The organism is Lancefieldella sp. (assembly GCF_057237245.1).
In genome coordinates this window covers 185198-204909 of the sequence record NZ_DBHHJM010000002.1, presented here as the reverse complement: position 1 = coordinate 204909, position 19712 = coordinate 185198, and the positions used below count along the sequence as shown (strand labels likewise).

Genomic DNA, 19712 nt, shown 5'->3' with positions numbered 1-19712 from the left:
TTACGCTGTTCGTCGTGCAGCTATTGGTGTTATTGCACTGGTCCGCTCAACGGCAAACCTTGACCTCAAGAAGCTCATTGCAAGCTCTCTGGAGCTCTACCGCCAGCAGGGTCTTGTTGTTGACGAGTCTGTTCAGTCTCAGGTTGAGCAGTACTTTATTGGTCGCCTTGCATCTATTGCAAAGGACGAGAAGATCTCTGCAGATGCTATTGAGGCTGTCAGTGCAATTGGCGTTATCAATCCTGATGAGTTCCTTCTGCGTGCTCGCGCACTTGATGAGGCGCGTCAGAACGAGCCTGAGCTCTTTGAGGATCTTGCTACTGCTTATGCACGTGCAGCGCACCTCAGCGACACCTCTCTTGGTGTAGAAGTTGATACAGAGCTTCTCACTGAGCCAGAGATGTCATTGCTCGCTGCTTGCGAAGAGGGCCAGAAGCAAGTGGCTGCTGCTCTTGCTGGTGCAGACTATGCTGCTGCTGTTTCTGCGCTGTCTCAGCTGCGTGAGCCAATTGATATTTTCTTCGACAAAGTACTTGTCATGGATGAAAATGATACCGTTCGCCGAAATCGTTTGCGTCTTTTGAACAAGTTTGCCCAGGTATTTAGTAATGTCGCCGATATTAGTGTGCTTTCTCGTAAGAAGTAGGGTACTCTTAGATTGATAAATGTTTGTATCTTTCTGAATACTTGACTGAAAGGGTTACAGCATGAGCGCACTTGACATTGATAACAACTCTCTTGGTGATGGTCTACCTATCGTCTATGTTTTATCAGACTCTCGTGGAGAGACTGGCGCTGCAGTAGTTAAGGCTGCCGCTGCTCAGTTTGGCGATGAATCCGTAGAGATTGTAAGGGTTCCAAACATTCATAGCGTTGATGATGTTCGTGCATACTTCAACGAGCATGAAGATGAGAATCGCCCTCGTGCAGTCTTCCACACCTTTGCAGATGGCTCTCTCAGAAGAGAGATTCGTCGTGAGCTTGATCAGCGCCTCATCCCATCAATCGATCTTCTGGGACCAGCGGTAAACGTTATTTCTACGCTTACTGGCGAAGAGCCAAGTCACGCAATTGGCGCCTTCTTTGAGGGAGTTACTCGCTAAGAGAGTGCTGACGCCTCAAAATATCAAAAAGTTAAATGAGTATCCATTTTGGGTGCTCATTTTCTTTATGGAGAATTTCACAATTTGCAATCATAAGTTTGTAAATAATTCTGTGAACGGTCGATATTGACCGCTCACCGTTATTTTGTTCAGATGAATCGCGTAGGTTGGTAACATACTATGAATGTGAGGACAGAACCAACTTTGTTTGGTTTGACGTCTTTGCGTTCAATTGTGTTGGTGCACGCTTTGCGTGTGACAGTTTGAGAGTTTGGAGTGTTATGTCCGAGAAGCACGTTTACAGCTTCGGAAAGGACCACGCCGGTAACGATGTTACTGAGGTCGCTGGCGCATCCGTAGAAGAGGCAAAGTGGATTGTTGGTGGCAAGGGAGCAAACCTTGCAGAGATGTCTAAGATTGGCCTGCCTGTACCTCCAGGATTCTCAATTACTTGCCAAACTTGCGTTGCTTATTCCAACAACGGCAACGTCTGGCCTGAGGGCGTCACTGATGAGATTGATGCAGCTATGGCTACCCTTGAGGAGCGCATGGGCAAGAAGCTCGGCGATGCAGAAGATCCACTGCTTGTCTCCGTCCGTTCTGGTGCACCATTCTCCATGCCTGGCATGATGGACACTGTTCTTAACCTTGGTCTTAACGATGAGTCCGTTCAGGGCCTCATTAAGCAGACTGGTAACGAGCGCTTTGCTTGGGACTCTTACCGTCGTTTTGTTCAGATGTTCTCTGGCGTTGTTATGGGCGTTTCTGGACAGCTCTTTGAGGATGCAATTGCTGCTAAGAAGGCCGAGAAGGGCGTTAAGCTTGATACAGAGCTGGACGCAAATGACCTTCGTGACCTTGTAACTTGGTTCAAGGGCATCTTTGCTGCAAACGTTGACGTTAAGGAGCACCCAGAGGTCTCCAAGAACGGCTACGCTGTCTTCCCATCTGATCCTTACCTCCAGCTCCGCCTTGCTGAGCAGGCAGTCTTTGGTTCTTGGATGAATGACCGCGCAATCCTTTACCGCAAGCAGAACAAGATTCCTGATGAGCTTGGTACTGCAGTTAACGTTCAGGTCATGGTCTTTGGTAACAAGGGTGAGACTTCTGCAACTGGCGTTGCATTTACTCGTAACCCTGCAGATGGTACTAACGAGCGCTACGGCGACTTCCTGATCAACGCTCAGGGCGAGGACGTTGTTGCTGGTATTCGTAATACTGAGCCTATTGCAGACCTCGTTAAGGTTCCTGCACTCAAGGAGGCAGGCGAGGAGCTCTTCCACGTCTTTGAGATTCTTGAGGATCACTACGCAGACATGATGGACATCGAGTTCACCATTGAGAATGGTAAGCTCTGGATGCTTCAGACTCGTGTTGGTAAGCGTACTGCTCTCTCTGCACTTAAGGTTGCAATTCAGATGTACGAAGAGGGCCGTATTACTAAGGAGCAGGCTGTTTCTCGCGTTGCTTCTGAGCAGCTCGATCAGCTTCTGCACCCACAGTTTGATCCTAACGCTGAGTATGAGACCATTGCTAAGGGTCTTAACGCTTCTCCTGGTGCAGCTGTTGGTGCTGCAGTCTTCTCTTCTGCAGACGCTGAGGCTTTTGCAGAGGCAGGCAAGCCTTGTATTCTTGTTCGTTGGGAGACCACTCCAGATGACCTCCACGGCATGGTTGCTGCAGAGGGCATCCTAACTTCCCATGGCGGCAAGACCAGCCACGCAGCTGTTATTGCTCGTGGTATGGGCGCTCCTTGCGTCTGCGGTGTTGATACACTTCGTATTGACGCTGCTAACAAGCGCTTCACCGTTGCTGATTCCGGCCTTGTTGTTAACGAGGGCGATGTAATCTCCATCGACGGTACCACTGGTGACGTCATCCTTGGTGCTGTTGAGCTTGTCCAGCCAGAGCTTTCTGGTGACCTCCAGACCATCCTTGCGTGGGCAGATGAGGTCCGCCTTGACGAGTCCCGTGGTCGCGTCATTGGCGTACGTGCAAACGCTGATAACCCAGCAGATGCTCAGACTTCCGTTGATAACGGTGCTGAGGCAATTGGTCTTGACCGTACTGAGCACATGTTCCTTGGTGAGCGTAAGCACCTCATTCAGGACTTCATTCTTGCAGACTCTGAGGACGTTAAGCAGCTTGCTATTGAGCAGCTTGGCCGTGCTCAGAAGGGTGACTTCCTTGGTATGTTCAAGGTAATGGACGGCAAAGACGTTGTTGTCCGTCTTCTTGACCCACCACTGCATGAGTTCCTTGATTCCCCACGTGAGCTTGACGTTGAGATTGCTCATGATGAGGAGCAGGGTAAGGACGCCGCTGCAAAGCGTGCTCTTCTCGCTAAGTTTGACGCCTTCCAGGAGGCAAACCCAATGCTCGGCCTTCGTGGCTGCCGCCTTGGCCTTGTCTACCCAGAGCTCAACGTTATGCAGGTTCGCGCTATCGCAAGCGCAGCTGCAGAGCTCAAGCGCGTTGGTCTTGACCCTCGCCCAGAGATCATGGTTCCTCTGGTTGGCTTCGAAGAGGAGCTCATCCAGGTCCGTGAAGAGGTTGAGGAGACCATCAAGCAGGTTGCTGATGAGTACGGTGTTGAGCTCAACATCCCAGTTGGTACCATGATCGAGCTCCCACGTGCAGCTATCATGTCTGAGGAGATTGCTAAGCACGCAGACTTCTTCTCCTTCGGTACTAACGACCTCACCCAGACTTGCCTTGGCTTCTCTCGTGACGACGTTGAGTCTGCATTCATGCCTCTCTATCTTGAGCGCAAGATTGTTAAAACCAACCCATTTGCAACCCTTGATAAGGGTGTCGCAGAGCTTGTCCGTATGGGCGTTGAGGGTGGCCGTAAGGGTAATCCTAACCTCATCATTGGTGTCTGCGGTGAGACCGGTGGCGATCCAGAGTCTATCCACATGTACTACAACCTTGGTCTTGACTATGTCTCCTGCTCACCATACCGTGTACCAATTGCACGTCTTGCTGCAGCACAGGCTAAGATTCAGGCTAACGGTGGTCCACAGAAGATTGCTACTAAGTAGGTTTTCTTCTAGACACACTGCAACAAACTCTAGAGGGCGGCTTCGGTCGCCCTCTTTTGCTAGATAGTAATATCCTGCTATTATGAGGTAAAGATGCAGGTACAAGGAGGTTCTATGTTATTCATTAGACGAGAAGATCTTGAAGCTCGCGAGCATCAAATCTTATCTCCTGAAGCGGCTTTTTCTGATCAAAGTAAAGGTCGTGCGATTGCAGAGGAACCTGACCAGTACCGTACTTGTTATCAGTGTGATAGAGACCGTATTTTGCACAGTAAGAGTTTCAGAAGACTTGCTCACAAGACACAGGTTTTTCTCGCCCCAGAAGGGGACCACTATAGGACTCGTCTTATCCATACGCTTGAGGTTTCGCAGATTGCTCGTTCAATTGCTCGTCCTCTTGGCTTAAACGAAGACCTGACTGAGGCAATTGCACTTGGACATGACTTGGGTCACACGCCTTTTGGTCATATTGGCGAGAAGGCGCTTTCGCACGCCATTAGCCTGTATAGGGGAATGGACCCCGACGCTCCAGGAAATGAGTTTATTTTTGCCCATAATCAGCAGAGTGCTCGCATTGTTGAGTATCTGGAGAAAGACGGACAAGGTCTTAATCTTTCTCATGAGGTTATTGATGGTATTAGATGCCATTCAGGTAATCTACGCGCAGAAACAGCAGAAGGAAGAATCGTTGCCATTTCTGACCGCATTGCGTATGTAACGCACGATATTGATGACGCAAAACGAGCAGGACTTCTTTCGGAGGAGTATCTCCCAACTGAAGCTCGAGAGGTGTTGGGAAATAGCTCACCTGAGCGCATTGAAAACATGGTTCACGATATTGTCTCTGAGAGCTCTCGCGTAGGCGATATTAAAATGACCGACTCCATGTGGGGCGCCATGATGACCATGAGAGCATTCCTGTTTGCTAATCTGTACGCATCAGGAGACGCAAAATACGAAGAACCCAAGGCATATGACCTCATCATTGAGCTGTTTGATTACTTTGTTAATCATTTAGATGAGGTTCCTGCAGAATACAAGTGTCATGACTTTGATCATCCAGAAATCCAAGTAGCGGATTACGTGTCTGGTATGACCGATAGATATGCAACCAGAGTGTTTGAAGATCTTCGCCTTCCTCGTTCCTGGGGTAAAAGAAGATATGTAAAGTAAGTTTTATCCAAACTAACCCTTGTACAGTGGAAAGTATTCACGTATACTTTCCGTCTGTGTGTTAACTATGTGTCGTTCGCAAGGGCGTCGGCACCTCTAGAGATGAGGAAACAATGGACTACATTCGCGCTATTGAGCGTCAGCAGATCCGCGAGGACATTCCTGAGGTCCGCGTTGGTGACAACGTAAAGGTTCACTATCGCATTGTCGAGGGTGACCGTACTCGTGAGCAGGTCTTCCAGGGCGACATCATTCGTCTTTCCGGCGAGGGTTCCCGTGAGACTTTTACCGTTCGTAAGATCAGCTTTGGCATTGGTGTTGAGCGTACTTTCCCACTTCACTCACCAAAGATTGCTAAGCTTGAGGTTCTTCGCCACGGTGTTGTTCACCGCGCTAAGCTCTACTTCCTGCGCGATCGTGTTGGTAAGGCTGCTCGTCTTCGCGAGAAGCGCTAATCAACTTCATATGCTCTTTAAAGCCGCCTCCGGGCGGCTTTTTTAGTACCATAGTCGTGTAGTTTGGAGAAAACATGGCTGATTCTGCTAAAGATATACTTGCTCGTTTAAGCGATGCCCCAGAGACTGAGGTATACGAACTCATAGCTCGTTATAGCGAGGACCCCCGTAAACAGGTTATCAAGGCTCTAGAATCAGCTAAAAGGCGCATTGAAAAAGAACATGCCGAGAAGACCCGTGTAGAAGAAATGTATCGCTTTCAGAAGGAGCTTTCTGGGGGCGGACTTGTTGTTGGTGTTGATGAGGTGGGCAGAGGTTCTGTAGCTGGCCCTTTAACGGTTTGTGCGGTATGTTTGCCAGAGGATCCTATCATCTATGGACTAAACGATTCCAAAAAATTAACCGCAACAAAGCGAGAGATTCTAGCGGCACAAATTCAAGAAGTTGCTACAGCAATTGGCATTGCTCATATTGCTCCTCAAAGAATTGATGAAGTTGGCATGGCTCAGTGTTTAAGAGACGCTATGCTTCAGGCTGTCAAAAACACAGGTATTGAGCCTGAATGTGTCTTGATCGATGGAAATCCTATGCATATCCACCCTAAAGAAAAGACTCTTGTTAAGGGTGATGCACGTATTGCTTCTATTGCTGCCGCTTCAATTGTGGCAAAGGTAACAAGAGATGCTCTTATGGTGGCCTATGACGAGGAGTACCCCGGCTATCACCTAGCAGAATGTAAAGGATATGCCTCTGCTGAACACATTGAAGCTATTGGTGAGATGGGACTTTCTCCTATACATCGTGCGTCGTTTTGTGGAAACTTTGTTAAGACGCAAAGACTGTTTTAATACATCCAAATTAAGCAATCAGATTAACTTTCAGACGCAAACAGGGACCCGTTCATTCTAAGAGGATTGAACGGGCTTTTTATATAGCCGCAAGCCCGTAATATCAAATTTTTTACTTTCGTCAGAATCATTACGCTGTTTGGACAGACAGCAGCCAAGTTAGTGCCAAAGTGCTCCTGCAAACTGAACTCTCCCACTATGAAAGGAGAGTTATGAGCAAGAAAGACACAAGCAAGTATCCAGGTTCTGCGCCCAATGAGGTAGAGGAGAATCCCACTGCGCTGGAACAATCAAAAGATCAAGACAAGGTTTCTGAAGAGGATGACGCACAAGAGGGAAGAATTCCGCTAGAAGAGATGTCTTCTCGCCAAATTGGTGAGAAAGGCGAGGAGATTGCAGCAAAATACCTCATCAAAAGAGGCTACAAAATTATCCAAACTAACTGGACGTGTCAGATTGGTGAGGTTGATATTGTTACTCAAGATGGCGATAACGTTGTGCTTGTTGAGGTAAAGACAAGACGTATTTTGAACAAAGACGATAGCATCATGCCTGAGCTGGCTGTAAATAGGGCAAAGCAGGAAAAATACAGAACGCTTGCGCTTATGTATGCAGCGCTTCATCCAGCACTTACCTCTATTAGATTTGATGTTGTTGCTATTAATTTGGTAGCTCCAAGCACAGCAAGCCTAAGGCATTTAATTGGAGCATTTAGCTGGGACGAGCAATGAGTCAGGCAACCATCTGCGTTCATAGCGCAACTCTTAGAGGAATTGAGGCAATACCTGTAGATGTAGAAGTGGGTATTTCAGGCGGCATACCTGGAATAACCATCGTAGGAATGCCTGACGGATCCATTATGGAATCTCGTTCTCGTGTGCGCTGCTCACTAAAAGCTGCTGGTTTTACCATCCCTCGATTGCTGGTAACAATCAATTTGACCCCTGCGGATATAAAGAAGACAGGTACTGGATTTGATTTGCCTATAGCCGTTGCTATTCTTGCAGCTACTGGACAGATTCCTCAAGAGATTGTGCATAACAGGCTGTTTGTGGGAGAACTCTCATTAAACGGAAAGATCTCTTCCGTCAGAGGTATGGCAGCGTATGCAATGCTTGCTAAGAAACTGGGAATGAAACTAATCTCCTCTTCAGATTGCAATTTGTTTGGTTCTGACTGGAGTCACGTCATAGGAATTCAATCATTGCTCAACTTGAGTTTAAGAGATCAATCATTCTGTAAGCCATTGGTTCAGCATAAGCATTCTGTTGAAACAGCAATGCTCAGCGAGAATTTAGACTTTGAAGAGGTGATTGACCAGGAATTAGTCAAGCGAGCTATCGTAATCGCAGCTACAGGAAACCTGGGAATGCTTATGATTGGCCCGCCAGGTGCAGGTAAAACTATGCTTGCAAAAAGAATTCCAACAATCCTCCCAGAGCTCTCTAAAGAAGAGCGTGATGAGGTATTGCTCATACATTCTGTAGCAGGGTGTGAAACAGATTCTATTCAAGCAGGTATACGGCCCTTTAGGTCTCCTCATCATTCAGCTTCTGTAGCAGGCATGATTGGAGGTGGCAGACCTGTCATCCCAGGCGAAATTTCTCTTGCCCATAAAGGCGTGCTCTTTTTAGATGAGCTGCCCGAGTTTGCTTCTAATACGCTGCAGGTTTTACGTCAGCCAATCGAAGATGGATATGTACGTCTTGCGCGAGTGGATGGCATCTATAAGTTTCCTTCTCAGTTCCAGCTCATCGCTGCAGCTAACCCCTGTCCCTGCGGATACTTTGGAGATAAAACTCACACCTGCAAGTGCTCTCCAGGAAAGATTTCTACGTATCAATCAAAAATTGGAGGTCCTTTAATGGATCGAATAGATATTGTGTGTGATGTAGCTCGACCTTCTTCTGATCGAGTAATTCAAGGTGAGCTAGGACTCACTTCAGCAGGTATGCGCTCACTTGTTGTCTCTGGCAGAGACTTTGCTTCTTGGCGAGAAACCCGCGTAGTAGATGGTACTTCTCGCCAAAAGTACGTGGAGAGCTTTGATGAATCGGCATTGCAGCTGCTACATAGATTTGCTCGTGGACTTCATTTAGGAGGTAGAGCAATAACGCGTACCTGCAGGGTTGCAAGGACTATCGCAGATATTGCTCATCATGAAAAAGTGACAAAAGACGACGTATCTGAGGCGGTTGCCTATAGGTCTCGTTCTTTGGAGTAGCAGTGGAGAGATGGGAAATTTCATCAGAAGATGAGGACTATCCAAAAGAATTGCTACTGCTTAACCATCCGCCTGAAATTATTTATGGAATGGGGGATAGAAGCGTTTTGCAACAACCTTGTATGTCTGTAATTGGGGCTCGTAGGGCCACCCCATACGGCATGGCAATTGCAGAAATAGCTGGCAGATGCGCCGCTGATAACAATATTGTGGTGGTATCTGGCGGAGCTCTTGGCTGCGATTATATGGCTGGTATGGCTTCTCTTAATGCTGGTGGAAAGACTGTTGTAGTGGCAGGCTGTGGTGCGGATGTGACATATCCAACTACCTCTGCAGAGCTTTTTGAAGCAGCGCGAGAAGGAAGGGGAGCAGTCATTTCTCTAGACAGGTGGGGAACGCCTCCTAGACGTTATGCCTTTCCTAGAAGAAATGCGGTCATTGCAGCATTAGGTAAAGTGCTCTTGGTAACGGAAGCGGGGCTTTGCTCAGGCACCATGAGTACTGCTGAGTTTGCTAACTCTCTTGGTAAAACTATTTATGCAATACCCGGGTCTATCTTTTCTCCTGCTTCTGCTGGTACGAATAGACTCATCTCTGAAGGGGCTCAAATTATTCCTGATGAGACATCGTTGGGCATTGCAATTTCATTAGATTTTGATTGCCTAGTTCAGGAACAATTGAAGCAAGATAAGAAGCTAACACCACTTTTATCTGCACTTATTGCTTCTCCTTCAAGACCAGAAGAGCTTGCATGGAGGCTATCAGAAAACGTACTTACCGTGTTAAATTCTCTTACTGATTATGAAGCTCGTGGAATGGTAAAAAGATTACCGGATGGAAGGTATACTCCTTCTAAAGAGTTTTATTTGGATTCGTAGTGTGTGATAGGTGAACAATGACACAAAAAGTTACTGTAGTTGGCGCTGGTTTAGCTGGAAGCGAATGTGCTTTACAGCTTGCTTCTCGTGGTGTTTCTGTAGAGCTCATTGAGCAGCGCCCTGTTGTTTCTTCTCCAGCACACCACACAGATATGTTTGCTGAGCTGGTCTGTTCCAACTCTCTGAAGTCCACTAAGGAAGATTCTACAGCTGGAATTTTAAAGTCTGAGCTTAAAAAGATGGATAGTTTTCTGCTCCGTATAGCAGAAGAAAACTCTGTTCCCGCAGGCGGCGCTCTTGCGGTTAATAGAGAAGAGTTTTCAAAGGCTGTTACTGATCAGATTAGAAATCACCCAAACATCTCGGTAACTCATGCAGAGGTCACGGAGTTATCTGATGAGCCAACAGTTATTGCTGCAGGACCACTGTGCTCAGATAGCTTGTACGAAGCAATTTCTAAGCGTGTTGGAACTAACAGAATGTCGTTTTTTGATGCAGCAGCGCCTATTGTGTCTTATGAATCAATTGACCATTCAATTGCCTTCTCTCAATCTCGTTATGAGGACTTGGGAATTGGCGATTATCTCAATTGCCCTATGAATAAAGAGGAATATGACACTTTTGTAGATGAGCTGCTTGCTGCTAAACGTGTTATTGGCCACGATTTTGAGCAGTCTGATTTGTTCCAAGCTTGTCAGCCTATTGAGGAAGTAGCAAGAACAGGACATGATTCCATTAGATTTGGCGCTTTGAAGCCAGTAGGACTTATTGATCCTAGAACAGGTAAACGCCCCTGGGCAGCAGTTCAGCTTCGTGCGGAAAATGCAGCCAAGACAGCATTTAATTTGGTTGGTTTTCAGACAAATCTTACCTGGGGAGAGCAAAAACGCGTATTTACCCTCATCCCAGGGCTGGAAAACGCTGAGTTTGTTCGCTACGGCGTCATGCACAGAAACTCTTTTGTTGACTCTCCTCATGCGCTTGATGGTTCGTTTGGAGTTCCGGGAACTTTTACTATTCTTGCAGGTCAAATTACGGGTACAGAAGGCTATGTTGAGGCTATAGCATCTGGATTGCTTGCTGCACTCAACATGTATGCTCGTCTGTTGGGCAAAGAGGAAGTTAAGCTTCCTTTGACCACTTCGTTTGGCTCTCTTGTGGGTTATGCAACAAACCCAAACACCAAAGATTACCAGCCCATGCATGTTAACTTTGGAATTTTTGAGCCACTGGACGAGCATATCAAAAGAAAAGACGAGCGTCGTCAAAAGATGGCAGAGCGTGCTCATAAAGACTTTGATGACTACATCTCTTCTCGTCAGGAACTTTTTGATTGCATGAAGCGTGATTAACGTGGCTATTTCAAAAGAGCAGGGTAGTCACGTTGAACAATTTATTGAGTATCTAAGTAAGGTCAGGAATCTCTCCGAGAATACCCTAAGGTCATATCAGACTGATCTTTTGGCATTTGAGCAGTGGTGTAGTAGGGAAGGTGTTGCGGTAACTCGGGTTGATCACAGAAGCCTTCGTCTCTATTTGGCCTATCTCAAACAGGCTCAATATTCAGCAAAAACACTAAATAGGCATTTATCTGCGTTGCGTGGTTTTTACAAATGGATGCAGCGAGAAAAACTGATTGCCACAGACCCAGCTCTTTCACTGAGCAATCCTCGAGCGCCACGAAATCTTCCACATACTATGACTGATTCCGATGTAAATAAGCTTTTGGAATCATGTGATATTTCAACTGCGGTAGGTCTTAGAGATAGAGCATTTCTTGAGTTTTTGTATGCAACAGGAGCTCGTATTTCTGAGGTGGCGTCTCTCAAGCTCGAACAGGTTGATTTACAAAATGGAATAGTACGTCTCTTTGGTAAAGGCTCTAAAGAACGAATTGTTCCTCTCTATGAGTCAGCTATCGAGTGGCTTAAAAAGTACCTTAGGTCTTCTCGACCTACGCTTTTGTTGAAAGATAAAGCGGGCCGTGCACATTCGGCTCTTTTTATTTCCGTAAGAGGAAATACTATGAGCGCGGATTCTTTGCGCAAGGTTTTTTCGTCGTATCTAACGGCTGCAGGACTAGATAGCTCACTCTCGCCACATGCTATGAGACATACATACGCCACAGAACTTCTTGGTGGTGGAGCAGATCTTCGTGTTGTGCAGGAACTTTTAGGTCATGAATCACTTTCAACTACACAGGTGTATACGCATTTGTCAGTTGACAGGCTCAAAGAAGCAGCAAAAGCAGCTCATCCAAGATCAAAATAATCTGGGTAGTTGTTGCGAAATATCTTGCGCAAAGAAGTTTGATGCATTTACGCAGTATTTGTAGAGGTTATGGTCTAAATTCTTTATAGACGTAACCCTTGTTTTCCTGCTATACTTTCAAAAGTTGTGTAGAAGCACAACATGCTGTTACCAAACAGCACAAAATCGCACGTACGACTACTTGTTTGCCGTGGTGCCTAACGCTAAGCCAGGTGTTGGGTGGTTTTAACAAGGCTTGAACTCGTACGGAGGAACAACCAATGGAGGTAAAAATGGCTGCAAAGATTACTATTCAGACTCTTCTGGATGCTGGTTGCCACTATGGTCACCAGACTCGTCGTTGGAACCCTAAGATGAAGCCATACATCTTTGGTGAGCGCAACGGCATTTACATTCTTGACCTTAAGCAGACCATGCTTGGCGCAGACGCTGCTTACACTTTCCTGAAGAATGTTGCATCTAAGGGTGGCCGCGTTCTCTTCGTCGGCACCAAGAAGCAGGCTCAGGAGCCAATTGCTACTGAGGCAGCTCGTGCAAACATGCCTTACATCAACCAGCGTTGGCTTGGCGGTATGCTCACCAACTTTGTCACCATGCGTTCCCGCATCAAGCGCCTTGAGGAGCTTGAGGCAATGGTAGAGGATGGCCGTATGGCAACTCTTCCTAAGAAGGAGCAGGCTCTTAAGAACAAGGAGCTTCTGAAGCTTCAGCTTAACCTCGGTGGCGTCCGTGATATGACTTCTCTTCCACAGGCTCTCTTTGTTGTTGATTCCAAGCGTGAAGAGAACGCAATCCGTGAGGCAAACCGTCTTCACATTCCAGTTGTCTCCCTGCTTGACACCAACTCTGATCCAGATGTTGTTGATTACGGCATTCCTGCAAATGACGATGCTATTCGTTCCATTTCTCTTATGTGCCAGCTTGCTGCAGACGCAATTCTTGCAGGTAGCGGCAAGGAGCAGATTTCTGCTGAAGAGATGGGCGCTGAGTCCGAGACCCCAGCTGCTGAGTAACTCTTAGCAACGGGTTAAATAATTTAGTTATTCAGTAGATTTTTGGGAGGAAAACATGGCAGAGATTACCGCAGCACTTGTTAAGCAGCTTCGTGATATGACCAGCTCTCCTATGATGGAGTGCAAGAAGGCACTCGTCGAGGCTGAGGGCGATATTGAGAAGGCAGTAGATATTCTTCGTACTATGGGCGTTGCTAAGGCAGTTAAGCGTGCTGGCCGCGACACCAACGAGGGCACCATTGCTACCTTCATCAGCCCAGACGGCAAGACTGGCGCAATTCTTGAGCTTTCCTGCGAGACTGACTTTGTTGGTACAAACCCACAGTTCACCGGCTTTGCTGGCGATCTTGCTGCAGTTGTCGTTGAGAGCAACCCAGCTGACGTTGAGGAGCTCAAGGCTGCTAAGCTTGGCGACGAGACCGTTGACGAGGCAATCACCGATAAGATCCACAACATCGGCGAGAACATGCGTGTTCTTCGTTTCCAGCGTGTTGAGGCTGCAAACGGCGCACTTGCTAGCTACATCCACCTTGGTGGCAAGCTTGCTGACATTGTTACCTTTGAGTTCAATAAGCCAGAGACTGCTGAGTCTCAGGACTTCAAAAACTTTGCACATGACGTTGCAATGCAGGTAGCTGCAGCTGCTCCAGTTGCTGCTCGCCGTGAGGATGTTCCACAGGACATCGTTGATCACGAGCTCTCCATCTATAAGGCACAGGCTGCTGAGTCTGGCAAGCCTGAGGCTATTCAGGAGAAGATGGCTTATGGTCGTCTCGAGAAGTACTACAAGGAGTATGTCCTTACTGAGCAGGCATTTGTTAAGGACCCAGATATGACCATTTCTGAGTACGCAAAGCTGCTCTCCAAGAAGGTTGACGACGAGGTTAAGATTGTCAGCTTCGTACGTTTTGCTTTTGGTGAAGAGTAAGACTTTTTACTTCAATTATTTTGAGCCGGTTGTCTTCAACCGGCTCTTTTTTTACCGCGATTCCTGCAAAACTTACGGTGTCGTTTGTTAAAATTATTACAACTATGGCAAACGGAGAGAGCGAGGAAGCTTTGTCTTCAGCTAAATACAAAAGAGTACTTTTAAAGCTTTCTGGTGAAGCATTGATGGGTGAGCAATCCTTTGGTATTGACCCTTCAATTCCAGAAATGCTTGCTAAAGAAATTAAGCCTGTCTGGGAGTCTGGCGTTCAGGTTGCCATTGTTGTTGGTGGCGGAAACATCTTTAGAGGCGTTTCTCAGGCAGCAGCTGGCATGGATCGTGCTCAAGGCGATAACATGGGCATGCTTGCAACAGTAATCAACGCTCTCTCGCTCCAGGATTGTTTTGAGCGCAATGGCATGGATTGCCGTGTTATGAGTGCAATTTCCATGGCTCAGGTTGCAGAGCCTTATATTCGCCGTCGTGCTATTAGGCACCTTGAGAAGGGCCGTATTGTCATCTTTGCTGCAGGTACCGGTAACCCTTACTTCACTACTGATACTGCTGCAGCTCTTCGCGCTTGCGAGATTGGTGCAGAGGCTCTGATGAAGGCCACAAAGGTAGATGGTATTTACGACTGCGATCCTGTTACCCACGCAGATGCAGTTAAGTTTGACACTGTCACCTACAAAGATGTTCTCGCCAAAGAACTTAAGGTTATGGACGCTGCAGCAATTGCGCTGTGCAAAGATAATAAGATGCCAATTCTTGTATTTGACATGCAGTCTGAAGGCGTTTTCATGAAAGCAATTTCCGGAGAAGAAGTCGGTACTACTGTCGTTGAGGAGGACTAATGAGCGTTCATTCTGATAAAGCTAAGCAGTCTATGGAGAAGTGCATCGAGGCACTTAAGAATAACTTTGGTCGTGTTCGTACTGGTCGCGCAAATCCACATGCGCTTGATCACATCAAGGTAGACTACTATGGCCAGCCAACCCCAATTTCTCAGCTTGCAGCTATCAAGGTTCCTGAGGCATCTATGCTGCTTGTAGAGCCATGGGACAAGACCGCTCTAAAGAGCATCGAGAAGGCCATTGAGACTTCTGACCTTGGCATTACTCCATCTAATGATGGCTCTGCTATCAGGCTTCCTTTCCCAATGCCAACCGAGGAGCGCCGTCGTGAGCTTGCTAAAGAGTGCTCTCAGATTGCTGAGGAGGCTCGCGTAGCTGTTCGTAACGTTCGTCGTGACGTTAACGGCAAGATTGAGCGCGATGAGGAGCTCTCTGAGGACGATCAGAAGCGCGAGAAGAACGGTATTCAGAAGCTGACCGATACGTATATTGCACAGATTGAGACTCTTCTTAAGACCAAGACTTCAGAAATCATGGAGATTTAAGTGCAGTTTGATACAGACAAACTCGTCCAGTATTTCTCTGACGCACCAGAAGATATCAGTCTCTCTGATATCAATTTAGAAACTATTCCGTCTCACGTTTCCATCATTATGGATGGAAACGGCAGATGGGCTACAGCTCGCGGACTTGATAGAACCGAAGGTCATAAGGCTGGTGTTCTTTCTTTGCGCGAGGCTGTTACTACAAGCGTGCGCCTTGGATTGGACGTTCTGTCGGTTTATGCGTTCTCTACAGAAAACTGGAAACGCCCTCAGCGTGAGGTTGACTTACTTATGCGTCTTTTTGCAGAGACGCTGCTCAAAGAGCTTCCGCTGTTCCATCAAGAAAACGTCAAGCTGCGTTTCTTTGGTGACCTTGATGCCTTGCCAGAAAAGACCCGCAAGACCTTCCAGCGCGGACTTGATGAGACCGCACAAAATACTGGTATGACGTTTGCGCTTGCGGTCAATTATGGCTCCCGCGCGGAGCTAACCAGAGCAGCTGTTCTTCTCGCTCATCAAATTGCTGAGGGCACCGTGTCCGCTGACTCGGTGACTCCAGCAGATTTTGAGAAGAACCTCTATACGGCAGGTCTTCCTGATCCAGACCTGTTGATTCGTACGTCAGGAGAGCTGAGGCTTTCTAACTATTTGCTATGGCAGCTGGCTTACTCGGAGCTGTATGTCACGCAAACTTACTGGCCTGACTTCTCTAAGTGGGATTTTTTGCGCGCCATTAAGGACTATCAGGGTCGCGAAAGGCGATTCGGAGGAGTGAAATAGTGGTGGACAATACGCGCGATTCCAGAAGGCCTACCTCTAGGATTCCTGCTGATGCTCAGCCTAATCCTGAAGAAACAGGTAGCGTTGGAATTGATAGACAGATTGAAAAGCTGGAGATTCGTCGCTCACTTAAAGAGCTGCAACGATCCGCTGGTAACCTTATGGGTCAGCGAGTTCGTGGCGTTACCGAGAAGCTTTTGACAAGGACTCTGTCTGGCGTAGTTTATGCAGCTATTGTACTTGCTGCGCTGTTTGTTGGCAAAGAAGCCACTATTGTTTTGATTGCTGGCATGGCATGGCTCTGCTGCTCTGAGTTCTTCCATATTTGCCGTATGGGCGGACGTATGCCAAACGAGCCTCTTGGCCTTGTCTTCTCGCTTGTTTTTCCCATAATTGCGTATTTTGGTCACGTCTTTCCGCTGGTATTTTCTCTGCTTTTGATTATTCTTTGCGGACTTTGGTATGTTTTAACACCGCGAGCAAACCTTGCAGACGTGGCGGTTACGGCCTTTGGACCACTGTATACCTCGCTTTCACTTTCAACGGTAGTGCTTCTAAGGTCCACAGAGCCAAGTTTTTCTATTCCTTGGATTACGCTTGCTGTCATGCTCTCTGTGTGGGCTAACGATTCATTTGCGTATTTGTTTGGATCCAAATTTGGCAAACATAAACTGGCACCAAGAATTTCTCCTAATAAGAGCTGGGAAGGCTTCTTTGGTGGTCTTCTTGGATCAATGCTGGTGTGGTTCTTGATTGCTGTGTTTGGCGCAATTGATATGAATCCACTATTTGCGCTGCTCTTTGGCGTAACAGAAGGCATCTTCTCTGTTGTTGGAGACCTCTTTGAGTCTCGCATTAAGCGAGGAGTGGGCCTCAAGGATTCTGGTTCAATTATGCCTGGTCATGGTGGCCTACTTGATAGAACCGATTCGATGATTTTTGGAACTATGGCGGCGTTTCTTCTCTTCCAGCTTGCCGTGCTCTTTAGCCAGGTCAAGCTACCTATTGCGCTGCCGTTTGGAGCATAGGTTTTGAGCATTTTTGAAGATACCGCGCCTCGTGCTGTAAGGCATGAGCCTCTGCGTGTTGCTGTTCTTGGAGCTTCGGGTTCTGTGGGTATGCAGACGCTTGATGTATGCCGTCATTTCCCACAAAAGGTGCAAGTAGTTGCCCTTGCGGTGAGGTCGTCGGTTGAGTTTGCCGTGAAGGCAGCAAATGAATTCAACTGCAAATATGTTGCTTTTGCCGATACAAGTGTCAAGTGCAACGCCCTTCTCGACAGCTTGCCTCAAGGCTGCAAAGCAAGCTTTGGCCCTGAGGCCGTTCAGGCGCTTGCTGAGCTGGATGAGGTTGACTGCGTAGTCAACGCAGTGGTGGGAGAGGCTGGCATTTACGCTGGTCTGGCCGCTGTGAAGGCTGGCAAAGTGCTGGCTTACGCAAACAAGGAGTCAATTGTTGTTGGCGGAGACCTCCTGATGCCTCTGGTTAAGCCTGGTCAGCTCATCCCCGTTGATTCTGAGCACAGTGCCATCTTCCAGTGCCTTATTGGCGAGAACCCCGCTGATATCCAGAGGATTTGGCTTACCTGCTCTGGTGGTCCGTTCTTTGGATATTCTCGCGAGCAGCTCAAACACGTTTCGGCCGACGACGCCTTGGCGCATCCAACCTGGAAGATGGGTGCCAAGATTACCATCGACTGCGCCACGCTCATGAATAAGGGCCTCGAGCTCATTGAGGCTCATCACCTCTTTGACACTCCAATGGATAAGCTTGAGGTGTTGGTACATCGTCAGAGTCGCATTCACTCTATGGTTGAGTTTATAGACGGCTCTGTTAAAGCGCAGCTCGGAGCCTCTGATATGAGGCTGCCTATCCAGTTTGCGCTGAGCTATCCACATCGTTGGCCAGCAATTGCTCAGCCGGTTGAGTGGCAAGAAACCGCTCCTCTCACAGGCGATTATGCTGACGAGAAGACCTTTGGATGCCTAGCTCTTGCTCGTCATGCAGGAACTGTTGGTGGAACGCTTCCTTGCATTATGAATGCAGCTAATGAAGTTGCTAACCATGCATTTAGACGAGGAAGATGTTCATTTCTTGATATTGAGCGCATTGTTGCAGAGACTATGAATGCCTCTGAAGTTCAAAGGGTAGAAGACCTTCAACAATTGACGCTTGTAGACGCAGAGGCACGAGCTTTAGCCCGTTCTTTTGTGGGATAGGAATTTTGTGAATTTGTTAGCTATTCTTTCACCAATTTTTTGGGGACTCTTGGTCCTCTCGCTCCTTGTATTTGTTCACGAGGCTGGTCATTACGGTATGGCTCGCCTGTGTGGTGTCCGTGTTACTGAGTTCTTCTTAGGCATGCCGTTCAAGTACAAGCTTTCTCATAAGAGCAAAAAATACGGTACTGAGGTTGGCGTGACTCCACTTCTTTTTGGTGGCTATACGCGCATCTGCGGTATGGAAGGCGAGCTAGATGAGCTGCTTCCACAAGCTCTGATGAGCGTTCAAGAGGCAGGTTCACTTGAGGTTGGCACGCTTGCTGCAAAACTTAACTGTGAGGATGAGCGCGCCTACAATCTGCTGTACACCCTTGCAGATTGGGGCTCCATTGAGCTTGTCAAAGAGTCAGATGAGCTAACGCACACCACGTTTCAGACGCTTGCGCGTGACGCTGAGCTTCGCTGTGAGTATGATCGTGGTCACAACTTTGAGCTTGAAGGCTCTACAGCAGCAGGGGAGCCTCGTGTTCCACAGATGTCCGCTGATGATTTCTTTGCTCAAGAAAAGGCTCATACGTATGTTGGTGTAAACGTTCCCAAGCGCCTGCTCATGATTTTGGGCGGACCCCTGGTTAACATTGCGCTTGCCTTTGTGCTGGTCGTAGGCTCCCTCATGTTTGTTGGTATTCCTGCCGCACAAAACAAGGCACAGTTGGGCGCAGTTGAGTCTGGCTCTCTGGCAGCTATTTCCGGTCTTACTCCCGGAGACACTATTCTTACCTTTAACAAGGTAGAGGTACATACCTGGGAAGACCTTACTACTGCTATCAAAGATGCAATGTCCAATGGAGGCAAGGATATCCCAGTCACGTATGAGCGCAATGGCATTCAGCTTGAAACTACCATTAAGCCGGTTTTACGTCCTGACGATAAGATCATTGGCGTGTCACCCGTAATGACCATGTATCACTTCTCGTTTATTGACGCATCTGCCGCAGCTGTATCGTATGCTGCACAGGTTGGACAGTTTGCCCTAAGACTGCTCATTCCAACGCAGACTATGGAAGTTCTTAACCAGTCGTCTTCTGTTGTGGGTATTTCTGTCATGGCTTCAGAAGCTGCCGCAGAGGGTTTCTCGACTCTTATTATGCTGGTAGCAGCCATTTCAATGTCACTTGGCTTTATGAATCTTTTACCTATTCCACCGCTTGATGGCGGAAAGATTCTGATTGAGGTAATTCAGGTGATTATCAGAAAGCCTCTGTCCATCAAAGTTCAAAATATTTTGTCCTACATTGGTTTGGCGTTTTTCCTGTTTGTATTTGTTGTTGCACTGAGAAACGATATTCTTCATTTACTTTTTAGGTAGCTGAT

19 protein-coding genes are annotated in these 19712 nt (G+C 47.4%); all 19 read left to right on the top strand.

The window, feature by feature from the left end; translation table 11 throughout:
• On the top strand, positions 1-646 hold a 646-nt coding region (locus ACO5GU_RS02860; RefSeq protein ID WP_484930022.1), incomplete at its 5' end, for a glycine--tRNA ligase subunit beta.
• 61 nt (positions 647-707) lie between these two features.
• A complete protein-coding gene (locus ACO5GU_RS02855) occupies positions 708-1103 on the top strand; it encodes a kinase/pyrophosphorylase (protein WP_314007562.1) in 396 nt (131 codons plus the stop codon).
• Positions 1104-1384: 281 nt separating this feature from the next.
• Positions 1385-4147 carry a pyruvate, phosphate dikinase gene (gene ppdK / locus ACO5GU_RS02850; RefSeq protein WP_484930020.1) on the top strand — a complete coding sequence of 921 codons (2763 nt, stop codon included), beginning with the start codon at positions 1385-1387 and terminating at the stop codon, positions 4145-4147.
• A 114-nt stretch (positions 4148-4261) separates the two neighbouring features.
• Positions 4262-5320, top strand: coding sequence for a deoxyguanosinetriphosphate triphosphohydrolase (locus tag ACO5GU_RS02845; protein ID WP_484930018.1), 1059 nt, complete (start codon positions 4262-4264; stop codon positions 5318-5320).
• Positions 5321-5433: 113 nt separating this feature from the next.
• Entirely contained in the window at positions 5434-5775 is a 342-nt protein-coding gene (gene rplS / locus ACO5GU_RS02840) for a 50S ribosomal protein L19 (protein ID WP_035427471.1), read from the top strand.
• A 74-nt stretch (positions 5776-5849) separates the two neighbouring features.
• Positions 5850-6623, top strand: coding sequence for a ribonuclease HII (locus ACO5GU_RS02835; RefSeq protein WP_484896214.1), 774 nt, complete (start codon positions 5850-5852; stop codon positions 6621-6623).
• Positions 6624-6835: 212 nt separating this feature from the next.
• A complete protein-coding gene (locus ACO5GU_RS02830) occupies positions 6836-7354 on the top strand; it encodes a YraN family protein (RefSeq protein ID WP_484930016.1) in 519 nt (172 codons plus the stop codon).
• Positions 7351-8847 carry a YifB family Mg chelatase-like AAA ATPase gene (locus ACO5GU_RS02825; protein WP_484930014.1) on the top strand — a complete coding sequence of 499 codons (1497 nt, stop codon included), beginning with the start codon at positions 7351-7353 and terminating at the stop codon, positions 8845-8847. Before ACO5GU_RS02830 ends, ACO5GU_RS02825 begins: the two co-directional genes overlap by 4 nt.
• Positions 8848-8849: 2 nt before the next feature.
• Positions 8850-9725: a DNA-processing protein DprA gene (locus ACO5GU_RS02820; protein ID WP_484930012.1), complete on the top strand. Its 876-nt coding sequence runs from the start codon at positions 8850-8852 to the stop codon at positions 9723-9725.
• A 17-nt stretch (positions 9726-9742) separates the two neighbouring features.
• Entirely contained in the window at positions 9743-11077 is a 1335-nt protein-coding gene (gene trmFO / locus ACO5GU_RS02815) for a methylenetetrahydrofolate--tRNA-(uracil(54)-C(5))-methyltransferase (FADH(2)-oxidizing) TrmFO (RefSeq protein WP_484930010.1), read from the top strand.
• Position 11078: 1 nt separating this feature from the next.
• Positions 11079-11996 (top strand): site-specific tyrosine recombinase/integron integrase, encoded by a 918-nt coding sequence (xerA, locus tag ACO5GU_RS02810; protein ID WP_484930008.1) that lies wholly within the window; start codon positions 11079-11081, stop codon positions 11994-11996.
• Between the two features lie 272 nt (positions 11997-12268).
• Positions 12269-13009, top strand: coding sequence for a 30S ribosomal protein S2 (gene rpsB / locus ACO5GU_RS02805; RefSeq protein ID WP_035427711.1), 741 nt, complete (start codon positions 12269-12271; stop codon positions 13007-13009).
• A gap of 55 nt (positions 13010-13064) precedes the next feature.
• Entirely contained in the window at positions 13065-13937 is an 873-nt protein-coding gene (gene tsf / locus ACO5GU_RS02800) for a translation elongation factor Ts (protein ID WP_313995184.1), read from the top strand.
• A gap of 131 nt (positions 13938-14068) precedes the next feature.
• Positions 14069-14791, top strand: coding sequence for a UMP kinase (pyrH, locus tag ACO5GU_RS02795; RefSeq protein WP_035427712.1), 723 nt, complete (start codon positions 14069-14071; stop codon positions 14789-14791).
• Positions 14791-15336, top strand: a complete 546-nt coding sequence (gene frr / locus ACO5GU_RS02790) for a ribosome recycling factor (RefSeq protein ID WP_484808250.1) — start codon at positions 14791-14793, stop codon at positions 15334-15336. The genes pyrH and frr overlap by 1 nt, the downstream gene beginning before the upstream one ends.
• Positions 15337-16116, top strand: a complete 780-nt coding sequence (gene uppS, locus ACO5GU_RS02785; protein ID WP_484930006.1) for an undecaprenyl pyrophosphate synthase — start codon at positions 15337-15339, stop codon at positions 16114-16116. It begins immediately after the preceding gene.
• Positions 16116-17144, top strand: coding sequence for a phosphatidate cytidylyltransferase (locus ACO5GU_RS02780; protein WP_484930004.1), 1029 nt, complete (start codon positions 16116-16118; stop codon positions 17142-17144). Before uppS ends, ACO5GU_RS02780 begins: the two co-directional genes overlap by 1 nt.
• Before the next feature lie 3 nt (positions 17145-17147).
• On the top strand, positions 17148-18335 hold the full coding sequence (gene dxr / locus ACO5GU_RS02775; protein WP_484930002.1) for a 1-deoxy-D-xylulose-5-phosphate reductoisomerase: 1188 nt from the start codon (positions 17148-17150) through the stop codon (positions 18333-18335).
• A gap of 7 nt (positions 18336-18342) precedes the next feature.
• Positions 18343-19707: a M50 family metallopeptidase gene (locus tag ACO5GU_RS02770; protein ID WP_484930000.1), complete on the top strand. Its 1365-nt coding sequence runs from the start codon at positions 18343-18345 to the stop codon at positions 19705-19707.
• Positions 19708-19712 lie beyond the last annotated feature (5 nt).